15 protein-coding genes, 1 other RNA gene and 1 pseudogene are annotated in these 17019 nt (G+C 46.2%); 9 read left to right on the top strand and 8 right to left on the bottom strand.

Features of this window, described 5'->3' with window-relative positions:
• Positions 1-18 precede the first annotated feature (18 nt).
• The 3 genes from FD963_RS07385 to lptF form a co-directional block, all read right to left on the bottom strand.
• Positions 19-960 carry a CysB family HTH-type transcriptional regulator gene (locus FD963_RS07385; RefSeq protein WP_215361545.1) on the bottom strand — a complete coding sequence of 314 codons (942 nt, stop codon included), beginning with the start codon at positions 958-960 and terminating at the stop codon, positions 19-21.
• A 62-nt stretch (positions 961-1022) separates the two neighbouring features.
• A complete protein-coding gene (gene lptG, locus FD963_RS07380) occupies positions 1023-2177 on the bottom strand; it encodes an LPS export ABC transporter permease LptG (protein WP_215361544.1) in 1155 nt (384 codons plus the stop codon).
• Positions 2174-3289 carry an LPS export ABC transporter permease LptF gene (lptF, locus tag FD963_RS07375; protein WP_215361542.1) on the bottom strand — a complete coding sequence of 372 codons (1116 nt, stop codon included), beginning with the start codon at positions 3287-3289 and terminating at the stop codon, positions 2174-2176. Before lptF ends, lptG begins: the two co-directional genes overlap by 4 nt.
• Before the next feature lie 163 nt (positions 3290-3452).
• Here lptF and FD963_RS07370 point away from each other — a divergent pair, with 163 nt between their 5' ends.
• The 9 genes from FD963_RS07370 to FD963_RS07330 all read left to right on the top strand — a co-directional run bounded on the left by FD963_RS07370 (position 3453) and on the right by FD963_RS07330 (position 13336).
• Positions 3453-5057 carry a leucyl aminopeptidase gene (locus tag FD963_RS07370; RefSeq protein ID WP_371818502.1) on the top strand — a complete coding sequence of 535 codons (1605 nt, stop codon included), beginning with the start codon at positions 3453-3455 and terminating at the stop codon, positions 5055-5057.
• 27 nt (positions 5058-5084) lie between these two features.
• Entirely contained in the window at positions 5085-5549 is a 465-nt protein-coding gene (locus FD963_RS07365) for a DNA polymerase III subunit chi (RefSeq protein WP_215361538.1), read from the top strand.
• A 5-nt stretch (positions 5550-5554) separates the two neighbouring features.
• Positions 5555-6343: a prolipoprotein diacylglyceryl transferase gene (lgt, locus tag FD963_RS07360; RefSeq protein WP_215361536.1), complete on the top strand. Its 789-nt coding sequence runs from the start codon at positions 5555-5557 to the stop codon at positions 6341-6343.
• Positions 6344-6350: 7 nt separating this feature from the next.
• Positions 6351-7259, top strand: coding sequence for a LysR substrate-binding domain-containing protein (locus tag FD963_RS07355; protein WP_215361534.1), 909 nt, complete (start codon positions 6351-6353; stop codon positions 7257-7259).
• Between the two features lie 138 nt (positions 7260-7397).
• Positions 7398-8702 carry a malonyl-CoA decarboxylase domain-containing protein gene (locus tag FD963_RS07350; RefSeq protein ID WP_215361532.1) on the top strand — a complete coding sequence of 435 codons (1305 nt, stop codon included), beginning with the start codon at positions 7398-7400 and terminating at the stop codon, positions 8700-8702.
• Between the two features lie 131 nt (positions 8703-8833).
• Positions 8834-9901 carry a TRAP transporter substrate-binding protein DctP gene (gene dctP, locus FD963_RS07345; protein WP_215361530.1) on the top strand — a complete coding sequence of 356 codons (1068 nt, stop codon included), beginning with the start codon at positions 8834-8836 and terminating at the stop codon, positions 9899-9901.
• 3 nt (positions 9902-9904) lie between these two features.
• Positions 9905-10411: a TRAP transporter small permease gene (locus FD963_RS07340; RefSeq protein WP_215361528.1), complete on the top strand. Its 507-nt coding sequence runs from the start codon at positions 9905-9907 to the stop codon at positions 10409-10411.
• A gap of 2 nt (positions 10412-10413) precedes the next feature.
• Positions 10414-11772 (top strand): TRAP transporter large permease, encoded by a 1359-nt coding sequence (locus tag FD963_RS07335; protein WP_215361526.1) that lies wholly within the window; start codon positions 10414-10416, stop codon positions 11770-11772.
• Between the two features lie 40 nt (positions 11773-11812).
• Positions 11813-13336 carry a malonyl-CoA synthase gene (locus tag FD963_RS07330; protein WP_215361524.1) on the top strand — a complete coding sequence of 508 codons (1524 nt, stop codon included), beginning with the start codon at positions 11813-11815 and terminating at the stop codon, positions 13334-13336.
• Here the strand turns inward: FD963_RS07330 and FD963_RS07325 are convergent, their stop codons facing one another.
• The 5 genes and pseudogenes from FD963_RS07325 to FD963_RS07305 all read right to left on the bottom strand — a co-directional run bounded on the left by FD963_RS07325 (position 13337) and on the right by FD963_RS07305 (position 16952).
• Positions 13337-14155 (bottom strand): sulfite exporter TauE/SafE family protein, encoded by an 819-nt coding sequence (locus FD963_RS07325; protein WP_215361522.1) that lies wholly within the window; start codon positions 14153-14155, stop codon positions 13337-13339. It lies immediately after the preceding gene.
• Positions 14156-14374, bottom strand: a non-coding RNA gene (ssrS, locus tag FD963_RS07320) — 6S RNA. It lies immediately after the preceding gene.
• Between the two features lie 99 nt (positions 14375-14473).
• A pseudogene (locus FD963_RS10415) lies at positions 14474-14689 on the bottom strand (cell division protein ZapA); the annotation flags it as partial.
• Positions 14670-14957: a hypothetical protein gene (locus FD963_RS07310; RefSeq protein ID WP_215361520.1), complete on the bottom strand. Its 288-nt coding sequence runs from the start codon at positions 14955-14957 to the stop codon at positions 14670-14672. The gene FD963_RS07310 and the pseudogene FD963_RS10415, both read right to left, overlap by 20 nt.
• A gap of 27 nt (positions 14958-14984) precedes the next feature.
• Positions 14985-16952 (bottom strand): TonB-dependent receptor domain-containing protein, encoded by a 1968-nt coding sequence (locus tag FD963_RS07305; protein WP_215361518.1) that lies wholly within the window; start codon positions 16950-16952, stop codon positions 14985-14987.
• Between the last annotated feature and the right edge of the window lie 67 nt (positions 16953-17019).

The raw sequence follows: 17019 nt of genomic DNA, 5'->3' as shown, positions 1-17019 counted from the left end.
TGAGCATCCCTAGATTATTTAAATTTCGTAAGTCTCGGATTTGTTATTCATTGCCTGCTCAACAATCTTCTTAGTGAGCGTTGGTGAGAAGAGTTCAATGAAGGTATAGACAAATGAGCGCAAGTAAGCACCTTGTTTGACGCCTAGGTGAGTCACGTTATTACCAAATAAATGTCCCGCAGGAATTACCTTGAGATTGCGATCGCGATCGGGGTCATAAGCATGGCCCGCAACAATACCAATGCCCATACCCGTTTCTACATAAGTCTTAATGACGTCGGCATCTATCGCTTCCAAAATAATATCGGGCGTAATGTTTCTTTGTGCAAAGGCCGCATCAATCTTGCTACGACCAGCAAATGCCTTGTCGTAGGTGATGATGGGGTACTTAGCAATCTCTTCTAGAGTAAGTGTTGCCTGGTTGAGAAGGGGGTGACTCAGTGGCACCATGAGTACGTGCTGCCATTGATAGCCCGGCAAAGCTAGTACGCCCGGAGTGTTGGCAATGCCCTCCGTGGCAATCGCAATATCTGCACGATCATGTGTGAGTAACTCTGCAATTTGACCTGGGTTACCTTGCTGAATACTCACCTTAACTTTTGGAAAGCGTTTGGTAAATTCAGTGAGCACTTTGGGAAGTGCGTAGCGTGCTTGTGTATGGGTGGTGGCAATCACGAGGCTACCTTGATCTTGGCTAGCAAAATCTTTACCCACTCTTTTCAGCGTTTCCACTTCATCGAGGATGCGCTCAATCGAACTCAAAATGCGTTTACCAGGCTCGGTCAAGGAGCGAATGCGCTTGCCATGGCGGCGAAAGATCTCCACGCCTAACTCATCTTCCAATTCAATAATGGCCTTAGAAACCCCCGGTTGAGAGGTGAATAAGGCTTTAGCGGCAGTGGTTAAGTTGAAGTTTTGCCTAACGGCTTCACGCACGAAGCGGAATTGGTGGAGATTCATAAGGATTCCTGTCTATATATCAGCAATGATATAGGAATCAAATTCTAAATGATTTTTGGGTATTAAGCCTTAGAAACCCAGCGCAACCCGAATAGCGCCAAAAGGAAGTAGAGCAAAGGCGGGGTAAGCGCTGTTAGAAGCGCTGGCCAAGAACCCAAAAGCCCTACGTTAGAGAAGAGGGAGTTAAATAACTGAAAGCTCATACCCAGCATGATGCCGCCAAAGACCTTAATACCAACACTACCTGCTCGAACCTTCAGGTATGCAAAGGGAAGGGCTAGCGCAAGCATCACAAAAATAGTGAAGGGATAAACTACTTTCTTCCAGAAGGCGATGGAATGTCTCTGCGCATCTTGTTTGTTTTCACGCAGATGGGAGATAAAGCGACCCAAGCTCATGATCGACATTTTTTCAGGGCTAATTAAAAGCACATTCAAAATTTGAGGTGTAACTTCCGATTCCAAAGTCAGGATCGGGTGCGTAAATGTTTGTGCAGAAAAGACTGGGTTTAGCGGGTCAGATTGTTTCGTTTCTTTAAAGCGAGTTTCGGTGACATCATTTAAAACCCAGATGCCAGTCTCATCAAACTGTCCGGAGACCGCGCTGCGAATAGAGAGAAGATGATAGGTGTCATCAAACTCATACATGCGGATATTTTGAATCTCATTATCTTTATCAACCTTGCCTACGTTGACATAGCGCACCCCAGGTCTCACGGGTCCGCTGCCATCCTCATCGCGTAAGTGATCTTTTACCCAAACGCCTGTTTTAAATTGTGACGTATAGGCTGAGCCCATCGCCTTCATGCGAATCTGGTCAGACTTTGCTTCAGAATAAGGGCCAACCCATTCACTCATGATGAGTGTAAGCGCTACTAATGGCAGTGAAATTTTTGTGAGAGTAATGAGCCCGCGTTTAACGTCCAATCCAGCGATGCGCAAAATAGTGAACTCAGACTGACTGGCCAGCATTGCAAACACATAGATACTGCCAATCAAGCCTGCAATGGGGATGATTTCAGAGATTCTGCTTGGGGCCTTTAGAAAAACATGGAGCAGGGCTAATGGGAGTGTGTATGCCCCCTGTACAGATCCTAATTCGCTCAAGATGTCGAAGAACAAGAACAAAGCCACCAAGGCGAACAAGATAAAGCCAAAAGCAGCATAAATCTGCTTGGCTAGATAGCGCTCGTAAATGAAAGGGAAAAGCAATTTCATTTGGTGGCCATAGAGGCGGGTAATTGACGGCGCCACCACTTTAGAGAGGGATTAATACGATTGCGAATTAAGGCTGTCGCAATTAAGAGAGCGAGTAAATGAATTGGCCAGATGGCGACAAAAACACTGACCTTGCCTTGCGATACAAAATTTTGAGTCAGGTTCAGTAAGTTGCTATAGATTAAATAAATTAAGACTGCATAAAACATTGCAGTGTAATTACCCAAGCGAGGGTTCACATAAGCAAGCGGAATTGCAATCAGTACCAAACCTAATGCCATTAATGGCAAGCCAATGCGCCAGAGTAATTCAGCGCGATTGGGGCTGGTAGAGACTGGATTAGGATCATTTAAGAGCTCGGTGATTGTCTTCTCGCGATCACGTGGTGCGGGCGCCAATGATTCTTTGCTCCGTATCTTGGTGCTATATTCGTTAAATTCCAGAATTCTGAAGTCGGGCTGAGTGGGTTGCCCCTCATAGCGTCTACCGTTATGAAGCACGATGGATTTCTCACCGCCTGCAGAATTTTGAATGTAACCAGTTTGGGAAACTGCAATACTCAGTCGACCATTCTTGGAATCAGCCACGAAGATATTCCTGACTTCGCTTTTATCAACATCGAGCTCTTCAATGAAAAATACGCGCTCTGCTTTTGCAGACTCTTTGAACTGTCCGGCACTCACCATGGATACGTCATCACGTTGTTGAAAGCGTTGACTAATTAAAGTGGACTCTCGGTTTGCCCAGGGCCAGACAAAAAGGGCCAGCAGCGCGATCACAATGATGAGCGGTGTAGCAAATTGCATGATGGGGCGAATGAGATTGGTAATGCTTAAGCCGCTAGCAAACCACACAATCATTTCTGAATCTTTGTACCAGCGTACTAGAACGATGAGGGTTGCGACAAATAGAGAGACCGTCAAAAGAACCGCAAGATAACCTAGGGTAGCCAAGGCAATTAACACGAGCGCATCTTCTGGATTGACGGCCCCGTTAGCGGCATAACCCAAGATTCGGATCACTAAGGTAGTCACCATAATGGTGACTAAGACCAAAAAGACCCCGCCAGTCGTAAAACTGAGTTCGCGGCGAAGGGCCTGTTTAAAAATCATGAGAATTTATAGGTCTGGATTTGAAAGGTTATCGGGCTTGTAAATGGCTTATATTGCTGGAGGTAAGGGAAGTTATTCTCATGTCGGAGGATAATGGATAAACGTCCCAAATTAGTAGATTACCCCTTTTGAATCGACCAAAACACCGTAATAGATCATGACAATTCAATTCAGCACCAAGATTTTCCCCCAAGCAGACCTCCAGAGCCTAAAACTCCAGAGAGCCACCCTCAAATCCTTGCTTGGCCATAACACCGATTGCTTGGTTTTGGCATACTCCAAGGCAGATTTGGATAGTTTCTCAGGTGCTAAGGGCGCCAAGGCAAAAGTGGGATTTTTACCAGAATTAGATCTCTTGCTCGGAGGCTCAGTCAACCACGCCAATATTGTTGGGGATTTAGATTCCAAGCAAGCCTCGGTGTGTATGTTGCGCGCAGAAAAATCTTGGTCCAGCAATGGCGTTAAAGCAAAAAGAGTATTGCTAGTGAGTTTGGGCGATGTACATCTTGCTAGCGAACGGAGTTTGACTACTTATTCCAAGGTTGCTCGCGCCGCTTTGAAGGCCTTAAGTGGCGGATCCATTGAAAGTGCGCTTTGGTTTACACCAAGTTTTGCGCTTGCGCACAAAGCTGACTTTATTGCCGAAGAGGTGCGCCTTACTGTTCAATACGCTGGCGACCAAGCTTATCGTTTTGGCGTGCGTCAGCCCGCTATGAAATTCAAAATAAAAGATCAAGCAGACATATTTAAGCATCTCATCTTTGCAGGTAACGATGCCTGCGCTAAAGAGCTGAAGCCTGCAGTGGAGCAGGGTGTCGCGATGGTAGAGGGTATGAACCTGGCGAAGGACTTAGGTAACCTTCCTCCAAACATCTGCACACCAACCTACCTCGGTAAGGCCGCGCAGGGCTTGAGTAAAAAGACTGCTTTGAAAGTAGATGTACTTGGGCTCAAACAAATTGAAGCTTTGGGAATGGGTTCATTCTTATCTGTTGCTAAAGGATCTGCTACCCCGCCGCAATTTATTGTGATGAAGCATCAAGGTGGCAAAGCAGGAGAGGCTCCGATTGTTTTAGTGGGCAAGGGAATCACTTTTGATACTGGCGGAATTTCATTAAAGCCAGGCGAAGCCATGGATGAAATGAAGTACGACATGTGTGGCGCAGCTTCAGTGATCGGCACCATGTATTCCATTTCTTTAATGAAGCTAAAGAAGAACGTGATTGGAGTCGTCCCTACTTGTGAAAATATGCCATCAGGCCAAGCAACTCGTCCCGGCGATATTGTGAAGAGCATGTCTGGACAGACCATTGAGATTCTCAATACCGATGCAGAAGGTCGTTTAATTCTGTGTGATGCGCTCACTTATGTAGAGCGCTTTAAACCGGCAGCAGTGATTGATGTTGCCACTTTAACCGGCGCTTGCGTAATTGCTTTGGGCCATGTGCACAGCGGTTTATTTTCCGAAGATGAGAGCTTGGTAAGTGAATTAACTAAAGCAGGTCATGCCTCCTTAGATACTGTATGGCGTTTGCCTTTGGATGCGGCTTACCACGAGCAACTTAAGTCCAATTTTGCAGATGTGGCTAATATTGGCGGCCGTCCTGCTGGTAGCGTGACAGCGGCATGCTTCTTGTCTCGCTTTACCGAGAAATACAAATGGGCCCACTTGGATATCGCTGGTACGGCATGGAAGAGCGGCGCTGCCAAAGGCTCTACCGGTCGTCCTGTGCCCCTCTTGGTGAACTTCTTGCTCGAGCGCAAGTAAGCGCTGTAGATCTCGGATATATATTGAATGGCTCGAATTGATTTTCATAGCAATGTGAGTGACAAGCTTGAATACGCCTGTCGCCTTACGCGCAAGATTTGGAGCGCTACGCCTGCAGGTGAACCAGTCCGCAATATTGTGATGGTCGGCGAGAAGGCGGATCTGAAAAAGTTGAACGAGCTTCTTTGGGTATTTAGCAGCACCGATTTCTTGCCGCATTGTTTTATTGAGGACGAGGCTGCAAGCGAAACCCCAATAGTACTAACGGATGACTTTGCTTCCCCGGCCTTGAATGGCATTCCCCATGCTGATGTCATGATTCATTTGGGGATGCGCATGCCTGCTGATGTGCCAGCCTTAGTCTCGCGCTTTCCTAGAGTCGTTGAGGTGGTCACGGTGAATGAGGCGGAGCGTTTGGCAGGGCGCGAGCGCTTTAAAGCCTATCGAGAGTTGGGTCATGAGTTGCATAACTTTGACCAATCCAAAAGCTAAGAGCTATGTTGATTCACCCACAGTTTGACCCTGCGGCAATTCGCATTGGATCTTTTGCAATTCATTGGTATGGCTTGATGTATTTAATGGCCTTCGTTCAATTTTTGCTTTTGGGTCGCTTACGCATTAAATCAGTACGTTATCAAGCTCTAGGCTGGACCTATAAAGATCTTGAGGATCTCCTGTTTGCTGGCGTTCTTGGTGTGGTATTGGGTGGTCGCTTAGGTTACACCTTGTTTTATATGCCAGGCTTCTATCTAACTCATCCTTTGAGTATTTTTAAAATTTGGGAAGGCGGTATGTCTTTTCATGGCGGCTTGTTAGGTGTACTGGTTGCGCTCTTCTGGTTTGCTAAAAAACGTAAGACCACTTTTTTTGTCGTGAGTGATTTGGTTGCTCCACTAGTTCCCTTTGGCTTGGCTTTTGGTCGACTGGGGAACTTTATTAATGGCGAGTTATGGGGTAGACCCACCGATCTTCCATGGGCGATGATTTTCCCATTAGTGGATTCCGTCCCACGCCATCCATCACAGATTTATCAATTGCTTGGTGAAGGTGTGCTCCTGGGCATTACCCTCTGGATTTATGCAGGCAAGCCAAGACGTGTTGGTCAGGTATCTGGATTTTTCTTGTTGGGTTACGGTATTTGCCGCTTCTTGGCGGAGTATGCGCGTGAGCCCGATTCCTTCTTGGGCCTTCTAGGCTTAGGTTTATCTATGGGTCAGTGGTTATGTGTGCCAATGATGTTGTTTGGCCTCTATCTCATGACTGCATTTAAATCGAAGAGTCACTAATTAGCTCATGCTAAATGAAGAGCTGACACTTCGAAAATTAGAGGTGCTGTGCTCGTTTATTCGAACCGGCAGCCTTTCTAAAACAGCGGAAGAGTTGCACTTAAGTTCAGTCAGCATTCACAAGGCATTGCATTCTCTGGAATCCGGAATAGGGTGCGCTCTATTTGTAAAAGATGGACGTCAGTTAAAAGCTTTGCCTGCAGCTATTTATTTGGCTGAAGCAAGTGCGGATTTACTAGCAGATGTAGACCGCGTCCTGAAAAAGACCAGAGCCAAAGCCGGGGTCGAAAGCGGGCAAATCCGCCTAGGCTCCATGTACTCTTTGACGGCCAACATTATTCCTAGAGTCATCATGGGCACCAAAATCCGCAGACCTGACTTAGATATTGATTTATATCTGGGATCTAATGAGGACTTGATGAAGAGGCTCAGCGAGGGAAATGTAGATGCAGTAGTCATGGCAGTTCCTACAAGAGATCTTCCGGAGGGTGTCCAGGTAGTCCCTCTTTTTGAGGATCAGTTATTTTTGGCTTCCTCAAAAAACAATAAGCCAGCCGAAGCCAATATTGATTTATCCAAGTACCGGAATGAGAAATTTCTGACCCTTCAGGATGGTTTTGCCACCACCTCAGGGTTTTATGAAGCTTTCCAGTTAGCTGGTTTTGCCCCCAATGTGGTTATGAAGGTAGGGGATATCTTTTCTCTCATGAATATGGTTTCAGGGGACCTGGGAAGATCTTTGTTGCCTGGTCGGGTGAAGGCTTTAATGGGTGATGCGATTGAATTTACCCCTTTATTGCCAAAATATCAGGCAACCCAACATATTGCCCTAATGTACCTCCAGGCTAATGAATCGAACCCCAATATCCTCGCTTTAGCGGCTGAAACCCGTATGTTGCATCGCAATAATTCCTAAACCTGCATGAACACGCCAGCCAATCAATTAACTTCAAGTTAATGAATATATACTTTCATTAATTGATTCAGGTATGGCGCAGCTATACATTAGTAAACACCCCCTCACATTTTGGGTTGAATTCTTTGAGAGATACACATGCTTGAAAAGCTAGCAAAAGCCCGTTACTTTTCCCGCGTTACCGGCGCAGTCAATCGACTCATATCGGAGCGTGGTGAATCGAATGCCGTCAGCATGGCTGACGATGTGATCCACAACTATCGCAAGCTCTCTAAAGACCAGCACTCTAAGTTTTTCAATTTTTTATTTGAAAAACTCAATCCTGATGCCGCCGCAGTCATGGCTGCCGCGCAAAATTTTTCAGCAGAAGCAAGTGCGCGCAATTACATTAAATTACAGCGCGTGACAGAGCCACCAAGGCAAGAATTATTTCGTCGACTTAATCGCGCAACTAATGGAACTGCTGCCTTGGTAGCTATGCGTCGTGACCTATTGCAATTGCTCGATAAGCAGCCTGAATTAACTGCAGTTGATTTTGACTTACGTCATCTCTTGTCATCTTGGTTTAACCCGGGATTTTTGAAGATGCATCGGGTTGACTGGAAGTCGCCTGCGGAGGTTTTGGAAAAGCTGATTCAGCATGAAGCTGTGCATGCAATTGATGGCTGGGATGACCTGCGCCGCCGCTTGCAGCCTGACCGTAGATGTTTTGCATTTTTTCATCCACAGCTTCCAAACGAGCCTTTAATTTTCGTTGAGGTAGCGCTTTTGCCAGAAATCCCGGCTGTGATTACCCCTTTGGTGGATAAAAAGGCGGAGACCGTTCATCAGACTTCACAATATAAAGTGGCTGCTTTTTATTCCATTAGTAACTGCGAGCCTGGCTTGCGTGGCGTTTCAATGGGTAATTTCTTGATTAAGCGCGTTGCCGAACAGTTGCATGCGGAGTTTCCGGGTCTAAAAACCTTTGTGACGCTCTCACCAATTCCGGGTTTTATTGACTGGGTTGCTGCTGGCGCAGATATTGGTGGTGAAAAGACGGGTACCCAACTCAAGCCGGCAGTTCGCACAGCACGTGAGCAATCCTTGGAGGTTCTTGGACTTGCTAATCGCTCTTGGCCTGAGCGTTTAAGTGCTGGCTGGCATCCAGACAATGCCACTGAAAAAGAAAAGGCCGCTTTACTTTGCCTCGCAAGTATTTACTTGGGTTTAGGCTCCGCTGGTCGTAACGGTAACCCGGTGGCTAAGTTTCACTTGGGCAACGGCGCTAAGCTTCATCAGATTAACTGGGCCGGAGATCTCTCTCGCAAGGGTTTAAGACAGTCAGCCGCACTTATGGTTAATTATTTGTACGATCTTTCCGCTGTTGAGGAGAATCATGAGCGCTTTACCCATGGGGAAATTGATTATTCACGTGCGGTTGGCCGATTAATGCAGGCTTAGAAATATATTTTTGGAGGAGAGGCTCTAAAAGCAGAATTCAGAGATTATTCGCTTTAGAGTATGTGGCAAGGAAGCAGACACTAAGATCTGATCGTATTATGCAGTCTATAAAACACTACTAGGAGAACAATATGAGTAATGAATTGAAGTCTGGGTCTATTAAGCCAAATGCTTTGCGTCGCCAATTATTGGCAGGATCTGCAGCGTTGCCTTTAGCGGGCATCGTGGGCTATAGCCCTGCATCAAACGCTCAAGGTGCAACTAAAACTTTGAACATCTCACATCAGTTTCCTGGTGGAACTATTCAGGCGGGTGACTTCCGTGATCGCCTCTGCCGTAAATTCGCTGAATCTGTTGAAAAGCGCACTAAAGGCGCATTGAAGTTCCAGGTATACCCAGGTTCATCATTGATGAAAACGAATGCGCAGTTCAGCGCAATGCGTAAGGGTGCTTTAGATATCTCATTGTTCCCAATGCCGTACGCTGGTGGAGAAGTGCCTGAGTTGAACATTGGCCTAATGCCAGCATTGGTTACCAGTTATGAGCAGGCTGCTAAATGGAAGACTGCTGAAGTTGGCAAGATGCTGACCAAAATTTTAGAAGATAAAGGAATTGTTCTCTTAAGTTGGGTTTGGCAAGCCGGTGGTGTGGCAAGCAGAAGCAAGCCAATTGTTCTCCCAGAGGACGTTAAGGGAATGAAGATTCGTGGCGGTAGTCGTGAATTCGATCTGATGCTTAAGGCAGCAGGGGCTTCAGTGATCTCTTTGCCTTCTAACGAGATCTACGCAGCAATGCAAACTGGTGCTATGGATGCAGCTTACACATCTTCCACAAGTTTTATGTCATTTAAGTTAGAAGAGTTGGCAAAAGCATTTACTAGTGCACGTCAAAAATCCTATTGGTTCATGCTTGAGCCATTGATGATGTCTAAGCAAATCTTTGATGCTTTACCAAAAGATCAACGTGACGCTCTCATGGCAGCTGGCGCCGAGATGGAGAAGTTTGGACTTGAGGCTGCAAAAGATGATGACAAGACTGCAGCCTTAGCTTACGCAAGAGCTGGCAGCAAAGTCACTGACGTTGATGCAGCGATTGTGGACAAGTGGAGAGCGATTGCTCGCGATAGCGCTTGGAAAGACTACGCAGAGAAGAATGAAAGCTGCGCATCATTGTTAAAAGCAGCAGAAAAAGTAACCTAAATTATGAATCAACTTTTACAAGCGACAGACCGCTTAATGTCTGGAATGAATAAGCTGATGGTGTTGTTTGGATCATTGGCATTAGTGGCCGCTTCGGTCATCTTGAGCTATAGCGTTGCTTCAAGAGCATTTTTCGGAGCAACGACTGACTGGCAGGATGAGGCTGCGGTATTTTGCTTGGTAGGCGCCACATTCTTGTGTGGTGCTTATGTTCAGCAAATTCGGGGGCATGTGGGTATTTCAGCGGTATCTACTATGTTGCCTAAGGCGGTTAATCGTCTCAGAGTGTTGATTATTGATATTGCCTCATGTGCTTTCTGTGCTTTTTTTGCATGGAAGTCGTGGACTTTGTTTCATGAAGCGTGGGTAGACGGTCAAGTGACTTCATCTTCATGGGCTCCACCTCTGTGGATTCCATACATCATGATGTCTATTGGCATGACCTTGTTGGCGTTTCAGATTTTGCTCCAAGCGTTTGGAGATGTTGTTAATCCAGGCGAGGGGGAATAAGCATGTCAATCATGACACTAGGATTATTGTTTGCAGCAGTTACCTTATTGGTAATGTTCTCAGGGATGCCCATCTCTTTTGCATTGGGCTCAGTAGCAGTGATATTTATGGTGTTCTTTATGCCTGCATCCTCATTGGATACAGTTACTCAGAATGTCTATGAAGAAATGGCGAGCATCACTTTGCTCTCTATCCCGCTATTTATCTTAAAAGGGGCGGCGATCGGACGTTCACGTGCCGGTCAAGATTTGTACGAGGCATTGCATGTATGGCTTGGTAAGGTTCCCGGTGGATTAGGCGTTGCCAACGTTTTGGCTTGTGCTCTGTTTGCTGCAATGGCGGGATCAAGTCCTGCGACCTGTTCTGCAATTGGTAGTGCTGGCATTCCAGAGATGCGTAAGCGTGGTTACTCACCAGGATTAGCGGCAGGCATTATTGCTGCTGGCGGAACGCTTGGCATTCTCTTGCCACCTTCGATTACGATGATTCTGTACTCAGTTGCTGCAGAACAATCATTAGGGCGTTTATTTCTTGCTGGCATTGGCCCTGGCCTGATGTTGGTATTGTTCTTCTCGATCTATACCGTTTATCGCTTCCGCAAAGAATACAACTTAGCCTTAGAGGCTGTGAAGGTAGGCGCTCCTAGTCAACCAATCCTCGAGCGTCATACATACACCATGCAGCAGAAGATGAGTTCTCTGCCGCGTGTATTGCCTTTCTTGGTTTTATTGATTGGTGTGATGATCGCTCTCTACGGCGGTTATGCAACCCCATCTGAAACTGCGGGCCTTGGTGCAATTTTGGCTTTTGCATTAATTGCTGGTATCTACAAAATGTGGCGTATCAAGGATTTGTCGCCATTACTTAATGCCACCATCAAAGAATCCACAATGCTGATGTTCATTATTGGAATGTCTTTATTGTTTTCCAATGTGATGAGCCATTTGCACCTCAGTCAGTCAGCTGCGCAAGCCATTGTTGATCTTGGCTTTGGTCGTTGGGGGCTGTTGGCTGCTATTTTGATTTTGGTAGTGATCTTGGGCTTTTTCTTGCCACCAGTCTCGATTATTTTGATGACTGCCCCGATTTTCTTGCCACCATTAAGAGCTGCTGGATTTGATTTGGTTTGGTTTGGAGTGGTGATGACCATTGTGATGGAGACAGGTTTGATACATCCACCGGTAGGTCTCAATATCTTCGTAATCAAAAACATTGCACCTGATATTTCTTTAAATGAAATTATCTGGGGTGTATTCCCATTTGTGATCATCATGATTCTCTCTGTTGTATTGCTCTGCTTTGTGCCAGAGATTGCTACCGGATTATCTGATTTGGTAATGGGTGTGGCCAAGGTGCATTGATTGCAGTATTGATAAAAATATTAGTCTTATAGGAAATTTCATGAATTTATATTCACTCTTGGAAAAAGGTTTTCCAAAAGATAAAAAAGCGTGCGCTCTTGAGACGCACGACGGCCTTTACTACTCTTGGGGTGACCTTGAGTCAGCAACAGCCAAGCTTGCCAATTTACTTGCTAGCCTAAAGCTTCCAAAAGGAGCAAGGGTTGCCGTGCAGGTTGAAAAGTCTCCCGAAGCACTTTTTCTTTATCTAGCAACCATTCGTGCGGGCTATGTGTATTTGCCGCTGAATACTGCCTATCAGTCAGCTGAAATCCAGTACTTCCTGGAGAATGCTGAGCCAGCAGTGGTTGTGTGCAGTAGCAAGAATCTCTCTTGGGTATCTAAGGTGGCCTCTAAGGCTGGCACTAAGCATGTATTCACGCTGGACGAGAATCGTACGGGTACTTTATTGGACCGTGCAGGAAACCTGAGCGACCAATTCAAGACAGTTCCAGCAAAAGATGACGATCTTGCAGCGATTCTGTATACCTCCGGTACAACAGGGCGCAGTAAAGGCGCAATGCTTACTCATAAGAACCTTGGCAGTAATGCACAAGTGTTGCAAAAGTTCTGGGGCTGGAAAAAGGGTGACGTATTGCTGCACGCTTTGCCTATCTTCCACGTTCATGGATTGTTTGTGGCGGCACATGGCGCATTGATTAATGGCAGCAAAATGATTTGGTTGCCACGTTTGGATACTGCGCAGCTGATCAAGCACATGCCTCAGTCCACAGTGATGATGGGTGTACCGACCTTCTATGTACGTCTGTTGGCTGACAAAGGTTTTACCAAAAAAGTAGCAAGCAATATGCGCCTATTTGTTTCCGGCTCGGCTCCTTTACTGACAGAAACATTTAACACCTTCAAGGAAGTGATTGGCCAGCCGATTCTTGAGCGTTATGGCATGAGTGAGACGGTAATGTTGGTTTCCAATCCTTACAAAGGCAAGCGCGTAGGTGGTTCAGTTGGCCTGCCATTGCCTGGCGTTAAGGTGCGTGTAGTTGATGAAGATAACAAGCCATGCAAAGTAAATGAGATTGGTAGTATTCAAGTGAAGGGCCCGAATATATTTGCAGGCTACTGGCGCATGCCTGAGAAGACTGCTGAAGAATTTACCAAAGACGGCTGGTTTAAGACTGGCGACGTCGGTCGTTGGGGTGGCGATGCCAATGGCGGTAAAGCGCCAAATGATTACTTGTGCATTGTTGGTCGCAGCAAGGATTTGATTATTTCTGGTGGCTATAACGTTTATCCGAAAGAGATTGAAAGTTTTATTGATGACATGACTGGCGTTGATGAGAGTGCTGTGATTGGTATTCCGCATCCTGATTTTGGTGAGGCCGTAATGGCGGTAGTAGTACCTAAGGCAGGCGCAAAACTGAATGCAGAAGCAATGATCGCTACTTTGAAAACACAAATTGCAAACTTTAAGATTCCGAAGCGCGTAGAGATTGTTGCTGATTTACCTCGTAACGCCATGGGTAAGGTGCAAAAGAATATTTTGCGTCAGCAATACACAGCGTAATTAGAAGCCAAATGCCTTGCGGCTTTCATTAAACATGAAGGCTGCAAGGAAAAAAAGCATGATGCCAAAGACTCGTTTGAGTTGAGCGATATCGAGTTTTCTGGCCATCTTTGCCCCTAAAGGCGCAGTAAAAATACTGACCGTCACAATGCACGCTACTGCTGGTAAATAAACAAAGCCCAGAGAGCCTGCTGGAAGATTGGGATTGCCCCAGCTTCCGTACATATAGCCAAGCGTTGCGGCAGCAGCAATTGGAAAACCCAAGCCAGATGAAGTAGCCATTGCTGTGTGCGGCTTGACGTTGCACCAGAGCATGAATGGCACTGTAATAAAGGCCCCACCTGCGCCTACTAGGCTTGCTAGTGCGCCGGCAAATGTCCCAAAAGAAAATAATCCAGCCGCACCAGGTAAGTCTCTACCTGCTTTAGGCTTCTTATTGAGTAGCATCTGAATTGAGGTGTAAACAATAAAGACGGCAAAGAAGAGTGATAGCCATGAGGTTTTGAGCGCCTCGAACAATTCACTGCCACCGATCAGCCCACCAAAAATCATTCCGGGACTTAAAGAGGCGACTAATTTCCAATCAATGGAGCCATGTTTGTGATGTGCCCAGATTGCGGAGGTGGTTGTAAACAGAATGGTTGCCATGCCTGTTGCAATGGCCATATGCACAATCACTTCTTGACTAAATCCGAGATGATTAAAAACCAAGATCATGAAGGGAACCAGAATCATGCCGCCACCAATGCCCAGCAGTCCAGCTAAGTAGCCAGAGATGGCGCCACACAACATCAACATCAAGATATCGCTTAGTAACATGAATTCCCCGCCTTGGCCGCTAGGCCGTCATCCTGAACCCTAAGGTTCAAGGTGGAACGGCTACTCTGTTTCGGGTGCATTAAGAGGCTCAGGGAGTAACCAAGTCTAAGTTGGCACTGTGAACTTGCAAAACGCTCACGCCCACAAGGTAAAGATCGTTCCGGATGCTTGCGCATCGGTTCAAGGAACTATTGGCCTTGGCGAACCAGGCAGGGAAAGGGTTTGCATCAAAGCATCCACTTGATCTTCAAGTGCACGAATCTCACCCTGTAGGCGAGTAACTTCATCTGTGCTGACATTGGAAGAAGTGCTTTGTTGCGATTGATTTTTTTGTAAGGTAATGAGGTCGCCAGCAATTTTGAGTGCGGCCATCATGCTCGCTCTTTCAATACTGCGGTTACCACCATTAATAGCAAGCTGAATTTGTTCATCTACCAAGACACACGCTGCACGGAGTAGTGGCTCATGCTCTGCACTGGTGGCCAGGGTAATTTTCTGACCGGCAAGACTTACCTCAATGCGTTGTTGGCTCATTGTCATCCTCGGGGTTATTTGGTGGGATAGCTTCGCCTAGTAGATTGAGCTGGCGACCGTCGCTTTGTTCTGGCAGACGACTTAGGATATGTTGAATACGCTTTTGCGCATCTTCAATCTTGTTTTCGAGTTGCGCTCGATTTTGGTTTAAGTTTTGAACTGCCTCAGCAATAACCTGAATTTTTCCAGCCACTCGATGGATGGATGCGCATAGCGCATCCATGTCTAAGGCCAGGTTGCCAGTGGAAAGAGGGGGGGTCTCGCTCATACTGGCATTGTAGTCTGAAAAAAGGGCTTATTTCATGGCGTAACGCAGGCCTACAAATACGTTAGAGCCCGGGGTGTTATAGCCATAACTGAGTTGGTAGGTCTTATTTAAGGCATTGTTCCAGCGGGCAAAGACGCTAAGGTCTTTCTCTAAATCATAGTTGGCATAGAGGTTAAAGATGGTGTAGCCGCCCATGCCAGTGTTCGCACCCTGAAAATCATCTCTTCGCCCGGAAAAAGTCGCGCCAACACCGGCGGTTAACTTAAGGTAAAGGTATTCAGCTGCTAAATTGCCATACTGCTTGGCTTGTTTAATCAGGGTGCTATTAGTGCTTTCATTGACTGGGTTTTGCTGTGTGAAAGAGCCCTTTAGGTTGAGCGAAGCAATTTGAGTGGACCCGCTTAAAGTGCCCCCGGTAATTTTGGCGCTGGCAACATTGGATGCGCAGCCAAAAATACCAGTTCCCACTGGGCAAGTATCTGAATTACTTACTTGAATCAAGTTTGAGATGGAGTTACTAAAGACCACGATATGCCCATCGAGACCTGGTTTTTCAAAATGTAGCCCCGCTTCTGTATTTTTACTTTTCTCAGGAAGAATCGCTGTATTTCCATATCCAGGGTAATAGAGGTCATTAAATGTTGGCGCCCTAAACCCAGTGCCATAGTTGATGTTTGCGCGCCATTCTGGGGTGAAGAAATAGCCGTAAGCCGCTGCTCCTGTAGTTTGTGGTCCATATCCAGTGATGCTGTCATTGCGCAATGAGAAGTTAGCTATGTGCGCCTCCCTTTTGAGTTGATAGGCAATCGCGCCTGAATTGGTATTACGGGTTTGACTAAAGCCCAGAAATGGATAGGGCGCCGTCGGATTATTGAAGTCGCCATTGTTGTAGTCAAGCTGATAGCTCGATACCTTTTGGGTTTTACGTTCTGCCAATACTTGCAAAATATCGGAGCCAATGGCGAAATCATTTTGCCAAGTGTAAGTATTTTGTCTTTGATTCAGAGTGCTGTCATATGCAGGGTTATCTGGTGTGTTCGGAGCATGCGTTAATGCAGTTCCTGTTTGCGCCGAGACTTGTAAGAGGCTGCGCCAGTTTTCCATCACCTGATTTTTAGAGTAGAGAGAATAGGTTCCCAATTGAGAAACTTGATTTTGGATTTGTTGATATAAAAACTCTTGCGGGTCATATTGTGGCAGCTGATTATTCAGGCGGCTATTGAGAAATTGCAATCCAAGCTCCTGTCCTTTGCTCCATTCCTGTGAAAGCCTGCCAGTAATGCTGTCTTGCACGTAACCCGTTCTGCCTGAAGCAGTCAGGCCGTCCTTATTATTTGGGGCAATAGTGTTAAAGCCCATAGAAAGAGTTTGGCTGGCTGCAAGTGAATAGCGAATTTTTTGATCGCCTTGCGTAGATCCATTGATGCTAGCCTCACTAATGCTGGTGCCATAACTGCCATATCCAAAAGAGGCGCCCACCTTAGCAGGGCCATCACCTTTTTTAGTAAAGATTTGTACTACGCCACCGATAGCATCAGATCCATAAAGACTGCTCTGAGGGCCAAATACGATTTCAATATGATCAATGATGCTCAGTGGGATAACTGACCAGTTAGTGCCACCATTAATTGCATCATCAATGCGAACACCATCGATTAATACCAGAGTCTGATTGTTGGTGGTGCCTCGTAAGAACACGCTGGCATTTGATCCGCCAGTGCCATAACTGGATATAGTTACTCCCTTTTGTCGTTGTAGTAATTCAACTAAGCTAGTCTGTCCGGCTTGCTCAATTTCTTCAGGTCCGACATACACGTTGTCAGCCAATACGTCGCTAGCTTTGGTTGGCGTGCGCGTTGCGGTAACGATAATGGGATTAACGGTATTGTTTGTGCTCGCTAAAACTAACGGTGCGTTGTTTTGTGCAAAGGCATTAATACTGATAAGGACGCCCAAAATGAGGACGGCTTTTCTGTTGTTGAACTGCTGCTTCATGATTCACTTTCTGTTATCGAGTGCCTAGCTAACTTCCCCGTTAGCTGGGTCGAACAGAATTTCACAT

The sequence above is a fragment of the Polynucleobacter sp. JS-JIR-II-50 genome (genome assembly GCF_018687895.1).
Classification (GTDB): domain Bacteria; phylum Pseudomonadota; class Gammaproteobacteria; order Burkholderiales; family Burkholderiaceae; genus Polynucleobacter.
Note: the sequence above shows the minus strand (reverse complement) of the source record. Positions and strands in the feature narration are given on the sequence as shown.